Source organism: Klebsiella sp. Q2, assembly GCF_009900705.1.
Taxonomy (GTDB): Bacteria; Pseudomonadota; Gammaproteobacteria; order Enterobacterales; family Enterobacteriaceae; genus Klebsiella; species Klebsiella quasipneumoniae.
Genome location: NZ_JAAABE010000001.1, coordinates 1,474,597 through 1,495,166 on the forward strand (window position 1 = coordinate 1,474,597; position 20,570 = coordinate 1,495,166).

Here is a 20,570-nt window from a genome sequence, read left to right on the forward strand (position 1 = left end):
TGTCCCGGTGAACCATTCAAAAATTAACTTGCCTGGGTGTTACTGAACTAATTTGTATATTTTGGAATACAGCTTGGCCTCGGCATTGCGCCGATGGGTATATACTGTCTTCACGCTACAATTTTCAATTCTGGCGATCGATTTCGGCTGCATGCCCTGGGCGGTCATGCGGATAATTTTCATTTCCCGGTCTGTAATTTTATCTTTCTTAATATCTTTACGGAGAAACCTGCCATTAATCACATAGGCCAGCTCTTTTCGAATATCGCGACTCAGGCCAACATATACCACGCCGCGAATATCACTATTGTAATACCAGTAATTCGCTAAGGCTTCTGACTTCCTGGCCGCAATTAATACGACCTGTTTCCCCTTTACCGCGGATAGCCATTCGCTGTCGCGCCTGATAAACTCGTTTAACGAAGCCGTATTGAGATTGATAAACACGAAATCTTTTCTGATTTTCTCTAGCGACAGATAAATTAATTCGTCGATATCTACAATCAGTTCGGACAATCCTTTATAGAAGTAGGAGTCATCGGCAGACCAAATATACTTATCGGAACAGCTTTTATATTCCATATAGTTTTTAACCTCATAGTCCTTGAAGTAATCATTTTTAAAACGTCACTGCTTGCCAGGCCTATAAAGTTTACTGGCGTATTCGATTCCTTTAGTAAATCGCCATTAAATAAGACACGCATTACTTATCAATATTGAGTAAGCGGGGTTAAACTATAATTATTTTCTGCTTGGCGTTGAATTTAAGTTTTTTCCTATGGAGTGTCAACATGCGGGAAGGCAATGAATTTCGCGCCCAGGTCAATATTTACAAAAACTGAAAATATCTCATTTTTGAGCGAAAGAAAAAGGTATTTATTTTCATAAGGTTATTAGCAATATAACCCTCAATTCTTAGCTGAATTTTATATTACCCAGGATCTTCACCCTATTATGTTAGGAATATTCTTAATGAAGGGCAGAATGCAGTTGTCAAATAAACCAAATTTATTCAAAAATAAAGAATATAAGTCTAAAAATCAGCAATAACCAGGATGATTCACCAACACATAAGACTCATAAATAGATTAACCTGCCGCACAAAATAGTTATATATATGTTAATTTTGCGGAATGATGAATGCTAAACAAAGGCAGAAGCATTATCTATTCGATTAAACAGACCTCATTAGCAAGATAAAACGAGTTTTGCCGATGGGTTCCTGCCGCACGGGGACGCCAGCCTCCGCGTTCCCGAAAGCATAGCCGCTTTTCGGCGCTTCGCCAGCGTACCGCGCACGGTGAACCGCTCACCGCCGCCCTTTCCCGCCTGTTCACGGTTTGTTCGCAATAGCGTCATCGAAATTTCACATAAAGACCTATTAATAGTGGCCAGTTAATGACGAACCTGGACACTCTTATGAACAGCTCTCTTGCCGCGGTGGCCGAAACTGATTTCCAGCCGTTCACCGAACTCAATTCCGGCCGGCAGCGGAAGGTCTTAAGCGTGCGTAATCTGAGTAAAGCTTATCAAGCCCAGCACAAGGTGCTGGACGGCATCAGTTTTGATCTGCACGCTGGCGAAATGGTTGGCATCATAGGCCGCTCCGGCGCCGGTAAATCGACGCTCCTGCATGTCCTCAACGGCACCCACAGCGCCAGCGGCGGCGAAATTCTTAGCTACCCGGAAGTCGGTACCCCGCACGATGTCTCACAGCTGAAAGGGCGCGCGCTCAATGCCTGGCGCAGCCACTGCGGAATGATTTTTCAGGACTTCTGCCTGGTGCCCCGTCTCGATGTGCTCACCAACGTCCTGCTGGGCCGCCTCAGCCAGACCTCAACCCTGAAATCGCTGTTTAAAATCTTTCCTGAAGCCGACCGGGCGCGCGCCATTGCGCTGCTCGAGTGGATGAACATGTTGCCGCACGCGCTGCAACGGGCGGAGAACCTCTCCGGCGGGCAGATGCAGCGGGTGGCGATCTGCCGGGCGCTGATGCAAAACCCCGGCATCCTGCTGGCCGACGAGCCTGTCGCCTCGCTGGATCCGAAAAACACTCAGCGCATCATGGATGTGCTGCGCGAGATTAGCGAGCAGGGCATCAGCGTGATGGTAAACCTGCATTCGGTAGAGCTGGTGAAGACCTACTGCACCCGGGTTATCGGCGTCGCCAGCGGCCAGCTTATTTTTGACGATCACCCCTCCCGGCTGACGCAGGATGTGCTGCAGCGGCTGTACGGCGATGAAGTTAGCCAATTGCATTAATTTCACTCACACGGGCAACATAATGAAAAAATCTATGACTGGCGCAGTTCGTTTATCCGCAATGGTCGCGGGCATGATGATGGCATGGCAGGCAGCGGCGGCGCAGCCGAAAGAGCTGAATCTGGGCATTCTCGGCGGCCAGAACGCCACCCAGCAAATCGGCGATAACCAGTGCGTGAAGGCCTTCCTCGATAAAGAGCTGAACGTGGACACCAAACTGCGCAACTCTTCCGACTATTCCGGGGTGATCCAGGGTCTGCTGGGAGGGAAAGTCGACGTGGTGCTGAGCATGTCTCCCTCCTCTTACGCCTCGGTTTATATTAATAACCCCAAAGCAGTGGATATCGTCGGTATCGCCGTGGACGACAAAGATCAGTCTCGCGGCTACCACTCGGTGGTGATTGTCAAAGCTGACTCCCCGTATAAAACGCTGGACGATTTAAAAGGCAAAGCCTTCGGCTTCGCCGACCCGGACTCTACTTCCGGGTATCTGATCCCTAACCATGCGTTTAAAGAAAAATTTGGCGGTAACGCCGACAACAAATACAACAACACCTTCTCCAGCGTCACCTTCTCCGGTGGCCACGAGCAGGACATCCTCGGCGTGCTGAATGGCCAGTTCGCGGGCGCGGTCACCTGGGCCTCGATGGTGGGCGATTACAACACCGGCTACACCACCGGCGCGTTCAACCGCCTGATTCGCATGGATCATCCGGATCTGATGAAGCAGATCCGCATTATCTGGCAATCGCCGCTGATCCCGAACGGCCCGATCCTGGTGAGCAATGCGCTGCCAGCGGACTTTAAAGCGAAGGTCGTGGCGGCGGTGAAAAAACTGGATACTGAGGATCACGCCTGCTTTATCAAAGCGATGGGCGGTACTCAGCACATCGGCCCGGGCAGCGTGGCTGACTTCCAGCAGATTATTGATATGAAACGCGAGCTGGTGAGCGCGCGTTAATCCTGCCTCAACGCCGCCTGCTTGCCCCGAGGTGAGCGGCGGCGCTACGTTGAAGATCCCCGACGCATGAAGACGACCCACACCGAATTTGAACACTATTACCAGCAGGTACGCTCGCGGCAAAAGCGCGATGCCGTCTGCTGGTCGCTGCTGCTGCTGGCGCTCTATTTTGCCGCCGGCAGCGCCGCGGAATTTAATCTGCTGACTATCTGGCACTCGCTCCCCCATTTCTTTGACTATATGGCAGAGACCATTCCGCCCCTGAGCGCCGGCAACCTGTTCGCCGACGTGCAGACCAAAGGCTCGCTGGCCTGGTGGGGCTATCGCCTGCCGATCCAGCTGCCGCTGATCTGGGAAACTCTGCAGCTGGCGCTGGCCTCAACCCTGGTGGCCGTCGCCATTGCCACGGTTTTCGCGTTTCTTGCCGCCAATAACGCCTGGTCCCCGGCGCCGGTGCGCTTTGCCATTCGCGTGCTGGTGGCGTTTTTACGCACCATGCCCGAGCTGGCGTGGGCGGTGATCTTTGTGATGGCGTTCGGCATCGGCGCGATTCCGGGCTTTCTGGCGCTCATGCTGCATACCGTCGGCAGCCTGACCAAACTGTTCTACGAGGCGGTGGAAAGCGCGCAAAACAAACCGGTACGCGGACTGGCGGCCTGCGGCGCATCCCCGCTGCAGAAAATTCGCTTCGCTCTGTGGCCTCAGGTGAAACCTCTGTTTCTCTCCTATGGCTTTATGCGGCTTGAAATCAACTTCCGCTCGTCGACCATTCTCGGGCTGGTGGGCGCGGGCGGCATCGGCCAGGAGCTGATGACCAACATCAAGCTCGACCGCTACGATCAGGTGAGCATCACCCTGCTGCTGATCATTCTGGTGGTGTCGGCGCTGGACATGCTGTCCGGTCGTCTGCGCCTGTGGGTACTGGAGGGTAAGAAATGAGCGTCTGGCACATGCAACCGGATCTCGCCGCCAGCCGGCGGCAGCATAAGCAGCTCTATCAGGTCCAGGGGCGCTACCTGCGCTACGTCGGGCTGGTGGCGCTGGCCTGCCTGCTCTATTACGTCTGGTTTTTTCTGCAGTTCGGCATCAGCGGCGAACAGCTGACCACCGGCCTGCAGCAGATTGGCCGCTATCTGGCGCGGATGTTCGTCTGGCACGACTTCTGGAACTGGCCGTTCGGCTATTACTTCACGCAAATCGGCATCACTCTGGCTATCGTCTTCGCCGGGACGCTCACCGCCACGGTGCTGGCGCTGCTGCTCTCCTTCTTCGCCGCCCGCAACATCATGCGCGGCGTGGTGCTGGGGACCCTCGCCCTGCTGATGCGCCGCCTGTTTGATGTGCTGCGCGGGATCGACATGGCTATCTGGGGGCTGATTTTCGTGCGCGCGGTAGGCCTCGGGCCGCTGGCCGGGGTGCTGGCGATCATCATGCAGGACACCGGCCTGCTGGGACGGCTGTACGCGGAAGGACACGAAGCGGTGGACCGCTCCCCCGGGCGCGGACTGACCGCCGTGGGCGCGAACGGCCTGCAAAAGCATCGCTTTGGCATTTTTACCCAGTCGTTCCCGACCTTCCTCGCATTGAGCCTGTATCAGATTGAATCCAACACCCGCTCCGCGGCGGTGCTGGGCTTCGTCGGCGCCGGCGGTATTGGGCTTATCTATGCCGAGAATATGCGCCTGTGGAACTGGGATGTGGTGATGTTTATCACCCTGCTGCTGGTGGCGGTGGTGATGATCATGGACACCCTCTCCGCCTGGCTGCGCCGTCGCTATATCGGCGGCGCAGTGGTGCCGCTGTATCAGGACGAACGCTAGCGCACCTTTGTGCCGGGTGGCGGCTACGCCTTACCCGGCCTGCGGGGTCCTCTCACTGGCTGACACATCGTAGGCCCGGTAAGCGCAGCGCCACCGGGCGATGACAGCGGGTACGGAGCTGCTTTTATGCCGGGTGGCGGCTGCGCCTTACCCGGCCTACGGCCCGAGCAACCAGTCATTAATTTACCCACTTGCGCGACTGAAACTGCCGGTGCTGGCCGGAGCCCGGGGGTACAGGGGGCGGCGGCGACTGGCCGCCCCCTGTGCGCTCCCGGCGCCGTAAGTGACATAACGCAGAAGAACTAACCGGGAGCGCAATCTGCCCGGAAAAAGCCCAGGAGTGGTAGCCCTGCTAAACGCAGGGCGAGCAGGGACATTTCCGGTTGCGCCGATATTCCGCCGGGTGGCGGCTGCGCCTTACCCGGCCTACTCGTCCGGCTCCGACTGTCTGTAGGCCCGGCAAGCGCAGCGCCGCCGGGCGAGACAGCGGGTACAGAGCCGCTTTATGCCGGGTGGCGGCTGTGCCTTACCCGGCCTGCAGGGCTTATCCGGTCTGGAACGACTGAACCCGAAGAAACATTTATCCGCTCCGCTATTCCAGCCGCCAGCTCAGCACCGGCCAGCCGTATCCGGCACCCGCCGCCTGCAGCTGCGGACAGGGATTGACCAGCCGCACGCGATCCGCATGCAGGCACAGCGGCAGATCGTTAATGGAATCGGTATAGAAAGTCACCTCGCCGTCATACTGCGGATGCGCCTCGCGCCACTGCGCCAGACGCGCCACCTTCCCCTGCTGATAGCTGGGGATCCCGGCAATGACCCCGCTGTAGCCGCCGTCGACCATCTCCACGTCAATGCCCAGCGCCTGATCAATCTCCAGCGCGGCGGCCACCGCCTGCACCAGCAGGCTAACCGAGGCGGAGATAATCAGCATCTGCTCCCCCTCGGCCCGCAGACGACGAATGAGCTCCCACGCCTGCGGATAGACCCGGGGCAGGATCGCCTCGCGCACGCAGCGGGCCACCAGCGCATCAACGTCCGATTTCGGTATTCCGGCCAGCGGCGCCTGGATCAGGGCCACATAATCGGCGATATTCATCTCTCCCCGGTCATAATCCGCCATTAGCCGCGCCTCGCGGGCAAGATACCCCTTCTGCGTCGCCAGCCCTTCGCGAACCATAAACTGGCTCCAGACCGTACTGCTATCGCCCTGTATCAGGGTGTTATCGAGATCAAAAATCGTCAGCGTGTTGCCCATGGTACTTTCCCTTACTGGTCAAAATAAGCTGCCGGGAGCATGCGTAAAAAAGATGACAGGAAAATGAACCGGACGCCGCAGCGCCCGGCTCGTCGTCAGCCGGCGCGGACCTTGCCGGTGCGGAACACCAATACGATCCCGCCGACGATCGCCACCATACCGACCATCGCCGCCGCCGGCAGCCGGTTGCCCAGCAGCAGATAATCCAGCAGCGCCGTGATCGCCGGCACCAGATAAAAGAGGCTGGTGACATTGACGATATTTCCCGCGCTCAGCAGACGATACAGCAGCAGCTGGGCGACCACCGAAATCAGCAGCCCGAGAAACAACACCGGAATAATCAACCCGACGTTAACGGTAAACCGGAAGCCGCTGACCGGGGCGAGCAACAGGCACAGCCCCAGACTCACGGCGTACTGCAGCGGCAGGACATCCGCCGGCGACTGACGGCTGCGCTTTTGCCACAGCGCGCCAAAAGTCATCAGCAGCAAAGCCGCCAGCGCAAACAGGATCCCCGCCATCGCCATTGGCGACGCCGCCAGGCTGCGCCATACCAGCAGCACCAGCCCCGCCAGGGCAAGCAGCAGCCCCAGCAGCCGCCGCCCCTGCAGGCGGCGCTCCACCACGCAAAGCGTGAGGATGGGCTGGATCCCCATCATGGTGGCGATAAGTCCCGGCGTCACGCCGTTGGCCATCGCCTCGAAGTAACAGACCGAATAGCCGCCAATCAGCATCAGGCCGGTGGCCGCGGTCTGCAGGCGGGTGCCCGGTGCGGGCAGCCAGCGCCGACGGACGATGGCCAGCGGCGCCAGCGCGACCAGGGCAATCAGAAAACGAAAGACCAGCAGCGCCATCGGCGAGGCATTGTCCAGTCCCCAGCGGGTGAAAATGGCCGCGCTGCCCCACAGCAGCACAAAAATGGCCGTTGTCGCCTGCGAGGCGAGCAGAGAATAGCGAACGTGCATAGCATGCTCCCGAACGTCAAACACAAGGTATCAAGCGTCATACCGGCAGGTAAGCGCCTGCAAAGACGGCGTTAAGCGCCGAAAACAACCCGGTCTGGAGGGGGAGGCGGTGGGCAGAGCGTGGCGAAGCGATGATGAGGCGCAGACGTCATCCACCCCGCGTCGAAAGCGGCGCCGGGCAAAGTCTCACCAGAGATGGCGTAATGCGTCATGGAATGCCTCGTGAGATGTTGATGACAGAATCCTGGCACAGACCGTTGCGGAGTGACAACTGCCCTTTATGGCTGATCCACCCCAAGGCTGTTTATTTTAAATCGTAAATAAACGTAAAGGCGGCCTCGGCTTATTCAGCCGTTCTTTTTAATCGGCTATAAAACAAAGCAGTCTGCTTGCTACTTCGAAAATAACGATATGAAGCCAAAACTGAAGCATGCTCTCTTGTTAATTCCTTTTTTGCTGTTGGCAGGATGCTCCTCCTCACCGAAACAGGCAAAACATACAAAATCTCATGCGGATATGACCATTGACGGTGGATCGGACGATCTGATCCCGGTGGTGGCGGCTCTGCATGATCAGATGCACACCTGGCAGGGAACCCCCTATGAATGGGGCGGTACTGAACAAAGCGGCGTCGACTGCTCGGGTTTCGTCTGGCGCACGCTGAAGGATCGCTTTAACCTGCCGATGGAGCGGATCACCACCCGCGAGCTACTGCACATGGGCGTGCGGGTCGATAAGCGTGATTTACGCCCCGGCGATCTGGTCTTCTTCCGCACCCGGGCTGGGATGCACGTCGGCTTTTACGATACCGATCATAATTTCCTTCACGCCTCGAGCAGCCAGGGCGTGATGCGCTCTTCGCTGGACAACCCTTACTGGGAATCCGCGTTCTATCAGGCGCGCCGTCTGCCGAAGGAGTATAACGCGCAGATCACCATGAACAGCGACACCCTACATCTGGCAAAGAATCGCCGCTAAAAAAAAGCCGCAGCCAGGGCTGCGGCAGGTGGTTCTGAAGTTGATCAGAACTGGTAGGTCATGCCCAGCGCGACGATGTCGTCATCGTTGATGCCGAGTTTGTTATCGCTTTTCAGCTGGTTGATTTTGTAATCCACGAAGGCGTTCATGTTTTTGTTGAAGTAGTAGGTCAGGCCCACGTCAATGTAGTTAACCAGATCTTCGCTCCCCACCCCTTCGATATCCTTCCCTTTCGACAGCACATAGCCGAGGGACGGACGCAGACCGAAGTCGAACTGATACTGGGCCACCGCTTCAAAGTTCTGCGCTTTGTTGGCAAAACCGCCGCTGATCGGTGTCATTTTGCGGGTTTCAGAGTACATGGTCGCCAGGTAGATATTGTTGGCGTCATATTTCAGGCCGGTCGCCCAGGCTTCCGCTTTCGAACCCTGGCCGCGGGCCAGCAAGTTCTGATCGTTGGTACGGTCGGAGCTAGTGTAGGCTGCGCTGACGGCGAAGTCGCTGCCGCCGAAATCATAGCTTAACGAGGTGCCGACGCCGTCGCCGTTCTGTTTCTTCGCTTCACGGCCTTCGTTTTTACCCTGGTACTGCAGGGTCAGATCCAGGCCATCCACCAGACCGAAGAAGTCGGTGTTGCGGTAGGTCGCCAGGCCGCTGGCGCGCTTGGTCATAAAGTTATCGGTCTGAGCGGATGAGTCGCCGCCGAATTCCGGGAACATATCGGTCCAGGCTTCCACGTCGTACAGGGCGCCAAGGTTACGGCCGTAGTCGAAAGAACCGTAGTTCTTCAGCTTCACCCCAGCGAACGCCAGACGAGTCTTCTGGCTGGAGTCGCTCTCGGTTTTGTTACCCGAGAATTCAGATTCCCAACGGCCATAGCCGGTCAGGTCTTCGTTAATCTGCGTTTCGCCTTTAATACCGAAACGCACGTAAGTCTGATCGCCATCTTTGCTGTCATAGTCGCTGAAGTAGTGCATGGCTTTGATCTTGCCGTACACATCCAGTTTGTTCGCGTTCTTGTTATAAACTTCCGCTGCCTGCGTCGCCGTTGAAGCCACAAAGCCCATCATCATTAATGCCAGAGTACTCTTTTTCATTATTCAGTCCTGGTGATTTATTTATACGCGCTATTCAATTGCGGGCTCTCGCCCATCAAAAACAGGAGTTTTTTAACGCCGGCATATTAAATATTTATGACAATGTGGAACTTTTTATAAAAAAGGGTATTTAAATGTATCTGACATATTTTTGTCACATTCCCTCTCCAGAATGCCAGATCCCGCGCAATAAAATGGCGCGCCCGCCGCCCCGGGTGTTGGCAAGCGGGCCGACTCCTGCTACAACATCAGCTCGATATCGATATTCCTTTTGAACGGCAGAGAATCATGAGTGAAAGCCAGACGCTGGTGGTAAAACTGGGCACCAGTGTTTTAACAGGCGGGTCCCGTCGCCTGAACCGCGCCCATATCGTCGAGCTCGTGCGCCAGTGCGCACAGCTGCACGCCATGGGACACCGTATTGTCATCGTGACCTCCGGGGCCATTGCCGCCGGGCGCGAGCACCTTGGTTACCCGGAACTGCCCGCCACCATCGCCTCCAAGCAGCTGCTGGCGGCGGTGGGACAAAGCCGTCTTATCCAGCTGTGGGAACAGCTGTTTTCTATCTATGGCATTCACGTTGGCCAGATGCTGCTGACCCGCGCCGACATGGAAGACAGAGAACGGTTCCTCAACGCCCGCGACACTCTGCGCGCCCTGCTGGATAACAGCATCGTCCCGGTCATAAACGAAAACGACGCCGTCGCCACTGCGGAAATCAAAGTGGGCGATAACGACAATCTCTCCGCGCTGGCCGCGATCCTCGCCGGGGCGGATAAGCTGCTGCTGTTAACCGACCAGCCTGGCCTGTTCACCGCCGACCCGCGCAGCAACCCGCAGGCGGAGCTGATTAAAGACGTCTACGGCATCGACGACGCGCTGCGCGCCATCGCCGGCGACAGCGTTTCCGGACTCGGCACCGGCGGCATGGGCACCAAGCTGCAGGCCGCGGACGTCGCCTGCCGCGCGGGGATTGATACCATCATCGCCGCCGGCAACCGCCCGGACGTCATCGGCCACGCGATGGCAGGCCTGCCGGTAGGCACCTGCTTCCACGCCCAGGAGTCTCCGCTGGAGAACCGTAAGCGCTGGATCTTCGGCGCCCCGCCGGCCGGTGAACTGACCGTCGATGCGGGCGCGACCCAGGCGATCCTCGAAAGAGGCAGCTCGCTGTTGCCAAAAGGGATCAAAATCGTCAGCGGCAACTTCTCCCGCGGCGAAGTGATCCGCATCCGCAATAGCGAAGGACGCGACATCGCTCACGGCGTCAGCCGCTACAACAGCGATGCGCTGCGCCTTATCGCCGGCCAGCACTCGCAGCAAATCGATGCCATTCTGGGCTATGAATACGGCCCGGTGGCCGTCCACCGCGATGATATGATCATCCGTTAAGGAGCTGAAAATGCTGGAACAAATGGGCATTGCCGCCAAAGCGGCCTCCTGGCAGCTGGCGTTACTCTCCAGCCGGGAAAAGAATCAGGTACTGGAAAAGATCGCCGATTATCTGGAAGCGCAGACCGACGATATTCTGCGCGCCAACGCGGAAGATTTAGCCGAAGCTCGCGCCAATGGCCTGAGCGAAGCGATGCTCGATCGCCTCGCGCTGACCCCGGCGCGCCTGAGCGGCATCGCCAGCGATGTGCGCCAGGTGTGCAATCTGGCCGACCCGGTCGGCCAGGTGATCGACGGCGGGCTGCTGGACAGCGGTCTGCGTATTGAACGTCGCCGCGTCCCGCTGGGGGTGATCGGCGTGATTTATGAAGCGCGTCCTAACGTGACGGTCGACGTCGCCTCCCTGTGCCTGAAAACCGGCAACGCGGCGATCCTGCGCGGCGGGAAAGAGACCTGGCGCACCAACGCCGCCACGGTGAAGGTGATCCAGCAGGCGCTGCAGGAGTGCGGTCTGCCGGCCGCCGCGGTACAGGCCATTGAGAGCCCGGATCGCGCGCTGGTGGGCGAAATGCTGAAGATGGATAAATACATCGATATGCTGATCCCCCGCGGCGGCGCGGGCCTGCACAAGCTGTGCCGCGAGCAGTCAACGATCCCGGTGATCACCGGCGGGATTGGCGTGTGCCATATCTTCGTTGATGAAACCGCCGAGATCGCCCCCGCGCTGAAGATCATCGTCAACGCCAAAACCCAGCGGCCGAGCACCTGCAATACCGTGGAAACGCTGCTGGTGCACCGCAACATCGCCGACACCTTCCTGCCGGCGTTGAGCAAGCAGATGGCCGAGAGCGGCGTCACCCTGCATGCCGCCCCTTCCGCCCTCCCCGCGCTGCAAAACGGCCCTGCGAAGGTCGAGCCGGTGAAGGCGGAGCAGTATGACGACGAGTATCTGTCGCTGGATCTGAACGTCAAAGTGGTGGCTGATATGGATGAGGCTATCGCCCATATCCGCGAACATGGCACCCAGCACTCCGACGCCATCCTGACCCGCACCCTGCGTAACGCCAACCGCTTTATCAATGAAGTGGACTCTTCCGCGGTCTATGTGAACGCCTCCACGCGCTTCACCGACGGCGGCCAGTTCGGCCTCGGCGCGGAAGTGGCGGTCAGCACTCAGAAGCTGCACGCCCGCGGCCCGATGGGACTGGAAGCGTTAACCACCTATAAGTGGATTGGTTTCGGCGACGATACCATTCGTGCGTAAATGAGAACGGGCGATGCAAAAATAGGCAGTTGATTCCACTGACTATTGACGCATCGCCCGCTAAGTTCTAACCTTTTGCCTCGTGATTCACGCTCGTGAACACCTCTTGCAGGGCCGATATAGCTCAGTTGGTAGAGCAGCGCATTCGTAATGCGAAGGTCGTAGGTTCGACTCCTATTATCGGCACCATCCTACCTATTTTAACGTCTCCCTAAGTCTACTCAAACACCCTTTAAATCCTTATAATACGCGGTTTCACAACCCTTATTGTCTCTGCTCGTCTACTCACGTTCACGAAAATATACGGTGAGTTGGGGGCATCGGTGGGTGATCTGCTCCCCGTTGATTAATACAACACGATATTAGTAATGTCTTCATAAGCCACATGAGGACATCCCCATGAAGAAGGGTTTTTCCGACGAACAGATCATCAGTTTCCTCCGCGAAGCTGAAGACGGGGTTTCTGTCCGTGAGCTCTGCCGTAAACACGCCATTTCCGATGCCACCTTTTATATCTATGGACTACCTCCGTTTTGCAAGTACTGAATCTGGTTTTGGGTTGTTGCTTACATCTATCCGGCATCAGGAAAATCTGTGCCCAAATGGGTAATTCGCACACAATCGCCTCAACAACTGGACGGCCTCTGAGGCCAGTATGAAAATCAGGTTCCGATTGTGCAGGTGCAACCTGTCACCATTTTTCAGCATCGACCAGATTATTCGCGCGTTTTTGTTAGCGACCGCCACGGTCGTTTTATTAAATCCGTTCCGTTCCTTTAACTTGTTAACCCACTGATTCATATGGCCATCATTGTTATTCATGGCAACCCTGACGACAGCGCGGGCACCATGAATAAAAAGTGTCCGCAGATGCTTCTCGCCTTTTTTCGTCATATTCATCAGCACCTGCCTGTCGCCACTCGAATGCTGGCGTGGAACCAAACCCAGCCATGCAGCAAAGTGGCGGCCATTCTTAAATTCAGTTCCTTTGCCAATAGCAGCAACAACGGCCGTGGCCGTTTTAGGGCTAATGCCTTTAACTCTGGCGATACGCTGACAGGCTTCTGATTGCCTGAATACTGTTTCAATTTCATTATCAAAAAAATGGATCCGACGCTCGAGATCGTTAAAGAGATCATAGAGCTCGGCAATTGTTCTGCGCATACGGGAACTTAGACCGTTTTCTGCATCTTCAAGGATAAGAGGAATAGCCCGGCGAGCTCTGGAGACAGCACTGCCAATGGGGATCCCCCGGTCAAGTAACAGCCCTCTTATTTGACAGATGTAGCAGTGCGGTGATTGACAATACGCTGCCTTGCCCGCTGTAAAGCCTGGATATCCTGCTGTTAGGGGCTTTTTGGCGGCACGAACTGCATTTTCGGTTGCATCAGAGCCACTGCGATGGCCTGTGCATCATTACCATCATTTTTTTGCCCGCGGACAAAGGGTTTTACATACTGAGGACTGATGACCTTTACTTTGTGCCCCAGTTTCTCAAACTCACGCTGCCAGTAAAATGCCCAGGTGGACACTTCGATCCCAATCAGACATGCAGGAATATTTGCCAGCGTCTGGAGCAATACTTTTCGGCCAGTTCGTTTCGTATAAACCGGTTTGCCGGCCTGGTTTAATCCCCAGAGCTGAAAAACATTTTTAGCCAGATCAATACCCAGAAATACGATATTCATGGTAATTCTCCTGGTGAGCACATTTCGTACAGTTAACCGCAGCGGGAGGAGGTAGTCCATCCCATTACCTGGCGCAAGAAGTATGGCGGTATGGAGATGCCCGAGGTTAGGCGCCTGAAGTCGCTTGAGGAAGAGAACGCAAGACTCAAGAAGCTGCTTGCCGAAGCCATGCTGGATAAGGAGGGATTTCAGGTGGCTCTGGGGCGAAAATACTGACGACAGACCAGAAGCAGGAAGCCGTTGAGTTTATGTGTGATGCGACCTGTCTGTCGCAACGTCGTGCCTGCCGGCTTACTGGTTTGTCCATGTCAACCTGCCGCTATGAGGCTCAGCGTCCGGCAGCTGATGCGCATTTATCAGGGCGCATTACTGAGCTGGCACTGGAGCGCAGACGTTTTGGCTACCGCCGCATCTGGCAGTTACTGCGCCGTGAAGGCCTTCATGTTAATCACAAGCGCGTGTACCGCCTTTATCATCCGAGAGGACTGGGCGTAAAACGCAGACGACGTCGTAAAGGGCTGGCAACAGAACATCTACCGCTGCTCCGCCCGGCGGCGCCCAACCTGACCTGGTCGATGGATTTTGTCATGGACGCGCTCGCCACCGGTCGCAGGATCAAGTGCCTGACCTGTGTGGACGACTTCACGAAGGAGTACCTGACAATTACCATCGCATTCGGGATTTCAGGCGTTCAGGTCACGCGTATTCTGGACAGCATTGCACTGTTTCGAGGCTATCCGGCGACGATAAGAACTGACCAGGGGCCGGAGTTCACCTGCCGCGCACTGGATCAATGGGCTTTTGAGCATGGTGTTGAGTTGCGCTTAATCCAGCTGTAAGCATCCCGGGCAAGCTGACGCAGAAGGGATTTATTGAGATTTTTAACAGACAATTTCGCGATGAATGTCTGAATGAGCACTGGTTCAGTGATATCGTTCATGCTAGGAAAGTTATTAATGACTGGCGGCAGGATTATAACGAGTGTCATCCACATTCAGCACTGAATTATCAGATGCCATCAGAGTTTGCAGCACGGTGACGAAATCGAAAATGTGAAGGTAAACAAACCGACATTACTAACTGATGGTTGTATCTAATACAGGGGGCAGGTCAATCTCTCTATGTTGTTCGAGGTATTGAGCGCGATTGTAAGCTCTCCTGACTTCGTTAGTATCGAGATGTACTAACGCAGCTTCGATCACATCAGGAGAAAAACCTTTCTCTTTAAGCACCGTTGAGGCAATAGCTCTCATCCCATGACCGACAAAAAGATCATGAAGCCCATACTTATAATGGCATGTTAGCCTCCTAAATGTTCACCTGTTCAAGCTGCTGATGATAATCGGAAAATATCATTATTTACATAGGGATAAGCAACATCATTTTTCAGAATCGTCATTCTGATGCTAACATCCTGTAACATATTAATTAAATGGTGTATCCTCATTTCTATAGGAAGAATCCGCTTTAAATCGGTTGCTGATTGTGATTATTAGTTTTGTGAGGCAATGGCAATGTGCGAAAGGATGTTAAAAAAAGATGTTTATTCTGAATGGGTTATACGCAATAGCCTGTACTGGATGACTTCGCTTACTCAGTGGAAGCTTTGTGAAGATATATCCTCCTGGACTATCTCTTTTGAAAACGATAGTCCCGAATGCCTCTATGAATTCGAGAGGCTGCTGAATGATTATACTTTGCGAGAAAAACTACAGCATAAAACAGGGGCGTTGAGAGATTCTATTGTCCATAAAGTGCTTCGCAGTGTCGATGAAAGGCTTTCGTAATGGAATTGATGCCATTCAATTTTGACAGATTGCCTAATGGACAGGTGTTTATAAGTAACCTCGCTGGTTTTCATCACTTCATTGATGAACAAGAGCTGCTTGATCTTTCTGATGAGCAAATCAATGCGGAACAATCAAACGCACTCGAAAGCAAGCTATTTATAGCTAACGAAAGCTCATCGGCTATAACTCCCTATGCTTTGAGTTCTGCTTTTGCAAAACGATTGATGAATGAACTGGCGGTCAGGCCAATTTTCATGATTGTGCCCACATTACGTTGCGACCATACCTGCAAGTATTGTCAGGTCAGTAGAGCTTCCATGAACGCCTATGGTTATGATCTAGATCCCGCTCTCATCCCTGATATCATTTCTACTATCAAAAAACTATCAACTCCACCTTACAAGATAGAGATACAGGGTGGAGAGCCACTCTTGCGGTTCGATTTAATTCAGTATACCTACGAGCAATGTGCTGAAACGCTGGGAAGTACCGATTTTGAGATGGTGGTAGCATCAAGCCTGTCTGTCTTGAATGAGGATATGCTTGAATGGTCGAGAGACAGGAACATAACGTTCTCTGTTTCGCTTGATGGTGAGGAAGTTGTTCACAACAGTAATCGAATTCTTGGTCATGGGCTTGCTTACAGTAGAACAGTGGCAGGGGTAGAGGCTATCAAACGATCTTTAGGCGCTGGTCGCGTTGCAACGGTTACTACAGTTACTAAAGATCTTATCAGGCACCCTGAATCGATTGTCCAGGCTCACTTATCTCTTGGCCTCAAGGACATGTTTATCCGACCTGTTAGTCCCTATGGGTTTGCACAAAAAGCATCGTTCACCTTTTCTATGGACGAATACTTCAGTTTCTATGCCTCTTTGATAGATGAAATTCTTAAGATCAACAATGAAGGGATAAGGGTTGTTGAACATTCGGCCTCCATTCATCTAAAAAGGATCTTCAATCCCGGTTTTAGTGGTTATGCGGATTTAAAGTCTCCAAGTGGGGTCGTGCTTAACAGTATTCTTTTCAATTATGACGGTCGAGTATATGGTAGCGATGAGAGCCGTATGTTGCAAAAGGTGAATCCTGAAACGGAATTCAGTGCAGGTGAGGTTAAGACGCTATCATTTTCCAAGAGTCCTTATTATAACGCAGTATTGAGTTCATCGTTCAATTTTGCTCTGCCTGGTTGTGATACATGCGCGTATCAACCATTTTGCGGTGCAGACCCATGCCAGAACATAAGTGTACAAGGTGAGCCTGTCGGTGATAGGGGTCGTTCAACGTTTTGTCAGTATCACAAGGGGATGTTCAGGTATCTGATGAACTCCATCTCAGAAGGTGGTCCGAAGGCTGAAATGCTAAAAGGATGGGCATATGTCTGAGGTTATCAGGAACGATATCTTTCATTTTGCTTCAAAAAAGAATGTGCCCACGGGGTTCTATCGGTTATGCAAACAAAAACCAGTGAACCCTTTATTTTTTTTGCCCAATCTGCTAGTAGTTGCTGAAGGCAATAACGATGCCATTCAACCATATTTTGATTACTCTGTTATTAGCACTGAATTATTTGAGTCAATTGAAGATGGAGATATTGGGATAATCAACAATGGCAATATGATACGCGTTATTCTGTCCCGCAGAGCCAATCATAATACTGTCTTAGTTACGGAACGCTGCAATAACCTGTGCCTGTTTTGTTCCCAGCCACCAAAGAAAGCGAATGATGACTGGCTGCTTACCCAATCAGCCCTTGCTATAGCTTCATTTGGTTTGAAAGGAGTTGTTGGGGTCAGCGGTGGTGAACCTCTGCTGTATGAAGATGATTTCCTACATTTCATTGATTTTATCATCGAGAACTCACCAGATACTGCTTTGCATGTTTTAACAAACGGACGCAAATTTGCTGATACCAACTTTACTCAGGAAATGGCAAAGCGAAGCAAAAAGATCAAAATCACCTTTGGTATCCCGCTCTACTCATCAAGACCACTTGTGCATGACCATCTTGTAGGGAGTGATGGCGCATTTAATGAAACGGTCAAGGGGTTAATCAATGCAGGAAACTCAGGGATTAATATCGAACTTAGAGTTATTCCGACACTGGCTAACTATACAGAATTGGATGATATTGTAGAGTTCATTGGCCGTGTGTTCTCCAACATCAATCAGATTTCCCTTATGGGGTTGGAATCTATCGGTTGGGCACGAAAGAACTGGTCAACAATCTTCATTGAGCACAGCAGTTTTAGTGAGAAAATAACCTCCGCCATAGATGCTGCACACAGGTCAGGCATACCTCTAACAATTTTTAATTATCCTTTGTGTCATCTTCCTGAAAGAGCTTGGAAGCTTGCTGCACAGTCGATCTCTGATTGGAAAAATTACTATCCAAAAGAATGTAATGAATGCACTCAGAAGTCTTCCTGTGCTGGTTATTTCAGTTCCTCAACAGGCCGTTTTCATCAACCACCGAGACCAATTTTATGAAAAAATTTAATTTTGCTGCTCTACTTCCGGGATTTTTGGCACTCAATAATTCTGTATGGGCAAGTGATTCATCTACCGGAGCAAGTGATTTGCCTGGTATGACTCTTAATGAACATGATTTAGTGATAGCACCACTTAACACCGAAGTTCCATTCTACATTGCAGGGCATCGCAGTCATAGCTCCCATCGGAGCCATAGTTCTCACCGATCATCATCAGGCGGCGGGTACTATGGTAGCAGCACTCCTTATTATCCAAAAACATACAGCTCACCAAGCTCATCTGGTTCTTCAAGTTCAGGAACAAGTTCCTCATCGTCCTCTTCTGTGCGTTCGCTTCGTTCTAACGACAATATTAACCCTACTACTGCGAATTCAGTTGGAACTACAGAAGCTAACCGTGCAAGTAATGGGCTTACTTCTGGTACAGAGAAGCGTAAGCGCTTAATCATGCGGGTTCAATTCGCTTTGCTGGACAACGGTTATTACAACGGGAATATTGACGGCATAATGGGGCCCTCCACAAGGCAGTCTATAAAAAATTACCGAATTGCGAAGGGACTACCAACGCCTGCAACTGAAACACTGGATACTCAATTATTGAACTCGTTAAACATTTTGGCCCGCTAAAGAGTTCAGGAGGGAATGAAATGAAGATTAAACTCTCGATATATAAAGCAAAAAGACTCAATGATGATATTGAAAAAGTTTTGAATTTGGAGAGAGTGAGAAATCCAATTGAGTTCAACATAGATGAGGCTAGGGTGTATTTGTATGCAAAACAATTCTTAGATCCCAAGCCTCCTGAGTGGACATCTTTATTTACAAGCCAAAAGCCAGAATTGGATTATAATTTCTTCGGGAAAAATAGTAGCACTGGTGCAGTCTTAGTTATTGAAATGAATAACTCAAGATATCTAATTCCTTTCGGGACAGGGCATCACTTAATTAATGATAATAGCATTATCAAAGGTTTTGGTCTTAAAACTACACTTAATTGTATTGAACATAACAAAATTCGTAGTTTGGATAAAGGCAGCCATAATGAAACAAATCTATTAACTCGAAGTCAAAGTAGTAAAGAGGTTGATATTTTTAACCTTAAAATTGATTCCGAGATGGATATACTTACCACTCTAACAGGGACTTCCACTGAAGATGTTTTAGGTAATAAAATAACGGGTAAAGATGCATTTGTAATTATGCCTGATATTGACCTAAAATCCATCCCGGAGTTGTTAAATAAAATAGATTCCATTTATTCTCAGCCTCTCCCAGAAGAGTTTGAATGGGTTAATAATATAAAAGAGGCAGATGAAGCAGAAGTTGAGATACTTGATTCAATTCTTGTCGATTTAATAAAAGCAAAAGATTTTAATGACATATGGCTGGGTGAGCCTGAAATTGTAGATTGGGAGAATCAGATAGGCTATTGTTTTGAGAAGCGGCAAAGAAGCATGATTTATGAAAGTTTGTCGGTTAGTCATATTTGTGAGTATTTTGAAAGCAAAAAGATCGAAATAACTTTAAATGATCTCAAAGGAAGCAGTTTGCATGTTTTAGATGCAGATTATCAGTCTTTAAAAAAATGGTCTCTTTATAGATGTCTGTATGCTGAGATAAAGGAAGGTGATCAAAACTATATCCTAAGAGATTCAATTTGGTACGTGGCTGATAGAAAGTTTGTTTCCTCGATTGACAATGAAATTAAACAAATTAAGCTGTATGAGGAAGCCGACAAATTCCCGATTTATTCGTATAAAAGAGAAGAGCAATACAATGAAGAAACTTGTCTTGCTGATCAAAGCTTTACTCATATGGATCAAAAGTTCATATATCATGGTGGTGGGCGCAGTAAAATTGAATTTTGCGATATTATTAGAGGTGCAACTGACTTTATTCATGTGAAATATTATAGCGGTGCGCAAAGCATGAGCCATCTTTTTTCACAAGGATTTATAAGCTCTGAACTTTTCATAAGCGATTCTGAATTTCGTTGGAAGCTTAATGAAAAATTGCCAGCGCATATAAAATTAGCTAACCATACATTAAGGCCAGAGGCTCATAAATATAAAATAGTTTTCGCTATTGCCACAAGTAAAAACCTCCCAGATGACTTGCCTTTGTTTTCTAAGATAAATTTGAAGAATTTTAATAAAACTATTTCTAATTTCGGATACGAAGTTAGGATCTGCAAGATAGATGTGGACCCCACAATTTATAAAAAGAAAATTTGTAAACCCAAAAAAAATTAAGGTTCAATTTAATTTATCAATGTCAGAGATTTTAGTCAGTTCATTAAGGTATTCATTTTTGTTCCTAAGGAGCCAGTGGAATATTTTAGGGTTCTTAAGAAGCTTTTTGATGTGAGAAATGAGAATTGTCAGTTTCAAGCTATTTGAGCCATAACTCTCTTGTATTGATTGGGTGTCAAAATGAACCTGAGCCATTTCTTTCTCAAGTAGTTCAATAGCTTTTCCATTACCATTTTTTGTATCTGTATTATTTTTAGTTTTGACAATTAACAACTCAGGGGAGGAACTATGATATAGAGACTCAGCAAAAAAGTTTTGAGTAATTATCAAACTTCACCCTTAAATTAGCAC

General features: G+C 51.4%; 17 protein-coding genes, 1 tRNA gene and 3 pseudogenes. 15 read left to right on the top strand and 6 right to left on the bottom strand.

Annotation, left to right across the window (positions count from 1 at the left end):
- Positions 1 to 39 precede the first annotated feature (39 nt).
- Entirely contained in the window at positions 40 to 582 is a 543-nt protein-coding gene (locus GT756_RS07185; RefSeq protein WP_004144585.1) for a helix-turn-helix transcriptional regulator, read from the bottom strand.
- Positions 583 to 1,419: 837 nt separating this feature from the next.
- Here GT756_RS07185 and phnC point away from each other — a divergent pair.
- From phnC to phnE (GT756_RS07205), 4 genes are all read left to right on the top strand, one after another.
- A complete protein-coding gene (gene phnC, locus GT756_RS07190; RefSeq protein WP_080837235.1) occupies positions 1,420 to 2,262 on the top strand; it encodes a phosphonate ABC transporter ATP-binding protein in 843 nt (280 codons plus the stop codon).
- Between the two features lie 22 nt (positions 2,263 to 2,284).
- Positions 2,285 to 3,223 carry a phosphonate ABC transporter substrate-binding protein gene (phnD, locus tag GT756_RS07195; protein WP_053810724.1) on the top strand — a complete coding sequence of 313 codons (939 nt, stop codon included), beginning with the start codon at positions 2,285 to 2,287 and terminating at the stop codon, positions 3,221 to 3,223.
- 66 nt (positions 3,224 to 3,289) lie between these two features.
- Positions 3,290 to 4,162: a phosphonate ABC transporter, permease protein PhnE gene (gene phnE / locus GT756_RS07200; RefSeq protein WP_017900974.1), complete on the top strand. Its 873-nt coding sequence runs from the start codon at positions 3,290 to 3,292 to the stop codon at positions 4,160 to 4,162.
- Positions 4,159 to 5,043: a phosphonate ABC transporter, permease protein PhnE gene (gene phnE / locus GT756_RS07205; RefSeq protein WP_017900973.1), complete on the top strand. Its 885-nt coding sequence runs from the start codon at positions 4,159 to 4,161 to the stop codon at positions 5,041 to 5,043. The genes phnE (GT756_RS07200) and phnE (GT756_RS07205) overlap by 4 nt, the downstream gene beginning before the upstream one ends.
- Before the next feature lie 592 nt (positions 5,044 to 5,635).
- On the opposite strand, the gene GT756_RS07210 is transcribed toward phnE (GT756_RS07205), so the two are convergent.
- Positions 5,636 to 6,301: an HAD family phosphatase gene (locus GT756_RS07210; protein WP_012542740.1), complete on the bottom strand. Its 666-nt coding sequence runs from the start codon at positions 6,299 to 6,301 to the stop codon at positions 5,636 to 5,638.
- Between the two features lie 95 nt (positions 6,302 to 6,396).
- On the bottom strand, positions 6,397 to 7,266 hold the full coding sequence (locus GT756_RS07215; protein WP_004204702.1) for a DMT family transporter: 870 nt from the start codon (positions 7,264 to 7,266) through the stop codon (positions 6,397 to 6,399).
- Positions 7,267 to 7,677: 411 nt separating this feature from the next.
- On the opposite strand from GT756_RS07215, the gene GT756_RS07220 reads away from it, so the two are divergent.
- Positions 7,678 to 8,244: a C40 family peptidase gene (locus tag GT756_RS07220; RefSeq protein ID WP_032426068.1), complete on the top strand. Its 567-nt coding sequence runs from the start codon at positions 7,678 to 7,680 to the stop codon at positions 8,242 to 8,244.
- A gap of 44 nt (positions 8,245 to 8,288) precedes the next feature.
- Here GT756_RS07220 and phoE read toward each other — a convergent pair whose 3' ends face one another.
- On the bottom strand, positions 8,289 to 9,341 hold the full coding sequence (phoE, locus tag GT756_RS07225) for a phosphoporin PhoE (RefSeq protein WP_004204700.1): 1,053 nt from the start codon (positions 9,339 to 9,341) through the stop codon (positions 8,289 to 8,291).
- A gap of 288 nt (positions 9,342 to 9,629) precedes the next feature.
- On the opposite strand from phoE, the gene proB reads away from it, so the two are divergent.
- The 4 genes and pseudogenes from proB to GT756_RS07245 form a co-directional block, all read left to right on the top strand.
- Entirely contained in the window at positions 9,630 to 10,733 is a 1,104-nt protein-coding gene (gene proB / locus GT756_RS07230) for a glutamate 5-kinase (RefSeq protein ID WP_004204699.1), read from the top strand.
- 10 nt (positions 10,734 to 10,743) lie between these two features.
- Positions 10,744 to 11,997 carry a glutamate-5-semialdehyde dehydrogenase gene (gene proA / locus GT756_RS07235; RefSeq protein WP_004147253.1) on the top strand — a complete coding sequence of 418 codons (1,254 nt, stop codon included), beginning with the start codon at positions 10,744 to 10,746 and terminating at the stop codon, positions 11,995 to 11,997.
- 113 nt (positions 11,998 to 12,110) lie between these two features.
- Positions 12,111 to 12,186, top strand: a tRNA-Thr gene (locus GT756_RS07240).
- 210 nt (positions 12,187 to 12,396) lie between these two features.
- Positions 12,397 to 12,510: pseudogene (locus tag GT756_RS07245) on the top strand (transposase); the annotation flags it as partial.
- Between the two features lie 183 nt (positions 12,511 to 12,693).
- Here GT756_RS07245 and GT756_RS07250 read toward each other — a convergent pair.
- Positions 12,694 to 13,685, bottom strand: a pseudogene (locus GT756_RS07250) (IS110 family transposase); the annotation flags it as partial.
- A 66-nt stretch (positions 13,686 to 13,751) separates the two neighbouring features.
- Here GT756_RS07250 and GT756_RS07255 point away from each other — a divergent pair.
- From GT756_RS07255 to GT756_RS07280, 6 genes and pseudogenes are all read left to right on the top strand, one after another.
- Positions 13,752 to 14,724 (top strand): annotated as a pseudogene (locus GT756_RS07255) (IS3 family transposase); the annotation flags it as partial.
- A 475-nt stretch (positions 14,725 to 15,199) separates the two neighbouring features.
- Entirely contained in the window at positions 15,200 to 15,472 is a 273-nt protein-coding gene (gene hxsD, locus GT756_RS07260) for a His-Xaa-Ser system protein HxsD (protein WP_001610846.1), read from the top strand.
- Positions 15,472 to 16,860: a His-Xaa-Ser system radical SAM maturase HxsB gene (gene hxsB, locus GT756_RS07265; protein WP_160124632.1), complete on the top strand. Its 1,389-nt coding sequence runs from the start codon at positions 15,472 to 15,474 to the stop codon at positions 16,858 to 16,860. Before hxsD ends, hxsB begins: the two co-directional genes overlap by 1 nt.
- A complete protein-coding gene (hxsC, locus tag GT756_RS07270) occupies positions 16,853 to 17,965 on the top strand; it encodes a His-Xaa-Ser system radical SAM maturase HxsC (protein WP_053810730.1) in 1,113 nt (370 codons plus the stop codon). The genes hxsB and hxsC overlap by 8 nt, the downstream gene beginning before the upstream one ends.
- Entirely contained in the window at positions 17,962 to 18,594 is a 633-nt protein-coding gene (gene hxsA / locus GT756_RS07275) for a His-Xaa-Ser repeat protein HxsA (RefSeq protein ID WP_071845765.1), read from the top strand. Before hxsC ends, hxsA begins: the two co-directional genes overlap by 4 nt.
- Positions 18,595 to 18,614: 20 nt before the next feature.
- On the top strand, positions 18,615 to 20,219 hold the full coding sequence (locus tag GT756_RS07280) for a TIGR04141 family sporadically distributed protein (protein WP_160124633.1): 1,605 nt from the start codon (positions 18,615 to 18,617) through the stop codon (positions 20,217 to 20,219).
- Positions 20,220 to 20,222: 3 nt separating this feature from the next.
- On the opposite strand, the gene GT756_RS07285 is transcribed toward GT756_RS07280, so the two are convergent.
- Complete coding sequence (locus GT756_RS07285; protein WP_227507942.1) at positions 20,223 to 20,549, bottom strand: hypothetical protein; 327 nt, start codon at positions 20,547 to 20,549, stop codon at positions 20,223 to 20,225.
- Between the last annotated feature and the right edge of the window lie 21 nt (positions 20,550 to 20,570).

Bases quoted from the DNA above. Each gene is read 5' to 3' on its own strand.
- GT756_RS07185 (WP_004144585.1), bottom strand. From the start codon at position 582: ATGGAATATAAAAGCTGTTCCGATAAGTATATTTGGTCTGCCGATGAC.
- phnC (WP_080837235.1), top strand. From the start codon at position 1,420: ATGAACAGCTCTCTTGCCGCGGTGGCCGAAACTGATTTCCAGCCGTTC.
- phnD (WP_053810724.1), top strand. From the start codon at position 2,285: ATGAAAAAATCTATGACTGGCGCAGTTCGTTTATCCGCAATGGTCGCG.
- phnE (WP_017900974.1), top strand. From the start codon at position 3,290: ATGAAGACGACCCACACCGAATTTGAACACTATTACCAGCAGGTACGC.
- phnE (WP_017900973.1), top strand. From the start codon at position 4,159: ATGAGCGTCTGGCACATGCAACCGGATCTCGCCGCCAGCCGGCGGCAG.
- GT756_RS07210 (WP_012542740.1), bottom strand. From the start codon at position 6,301: ATGGGCAACACGCTGACGATTTTTGATCTCGATAACACCCTGATACAG.
- GT756_RS07215 (WP_004204702.1), bottom strand. From the start codon at position 7,266: ATGCACGTTCGCTATTCTCTGCTCGCCTCGCAGGCGACAACGGCCATT.
- GT756_RS07220 (WP_032426068.1), top strand. From the start codon at position 7,678: ATGAAGCCAAAACTGAAGCATGCTCTCTTGTTAATTCCTTTTTTGCTG.
- phoE (WP_004204700.1), bottom strand. From the start codon at position 9,341: ATGAAAAAGAGTACTCTGGCATTAATGATGATGGGCTTTGTGGCTTCA.
- proB (WP_004204699.1), top strand. From the start codon at position 9,630: ATGAGTGAAAGCCAGACGCTGGTGGTAAAACTGGGCACCAGTGTTTTA.
- proA (WP_004147253.1), top strand. From the start codon at position 10,744: ATGCTGGAACAAATGGGCATTGCCGCCAAAGCGGCCTCCTGGCAGCTG.
- hxsD (WP_001610846.1), top strand. From the start codon at position 15,200: ATGTGCGAAAGGATGTTAAAAAAAGATGTTTATTCTGAATGGGTTATA.
- hxsB (WP_160124632.1), top strand. From the start codon at position 15,472: ATGGAATTGATGCCATTCAATTTTGACAGATTGCCTAATGGACAGGTG.
- hxsC (WP_053810730.1), top strand. From the start codon at position 16,853: ATGTCTGAGGTTATCAGGAACGATATCTTTCATTTTGCTTCAAAAAAG.
- hxsA (WP_071845765.1), top strand. From the start codon at position 17,962: ATGAAAAAATTTAATTTTGCTGCTCTACTTCCGGGATTTTTGGCACTC.
- GT756_RS07280 (WP_160124633.1), top strand. From the start codon at position 18,615: ATGAAGATTAAACTCTCGATATATAAAGCAAAAAGACTCAATGATGAT.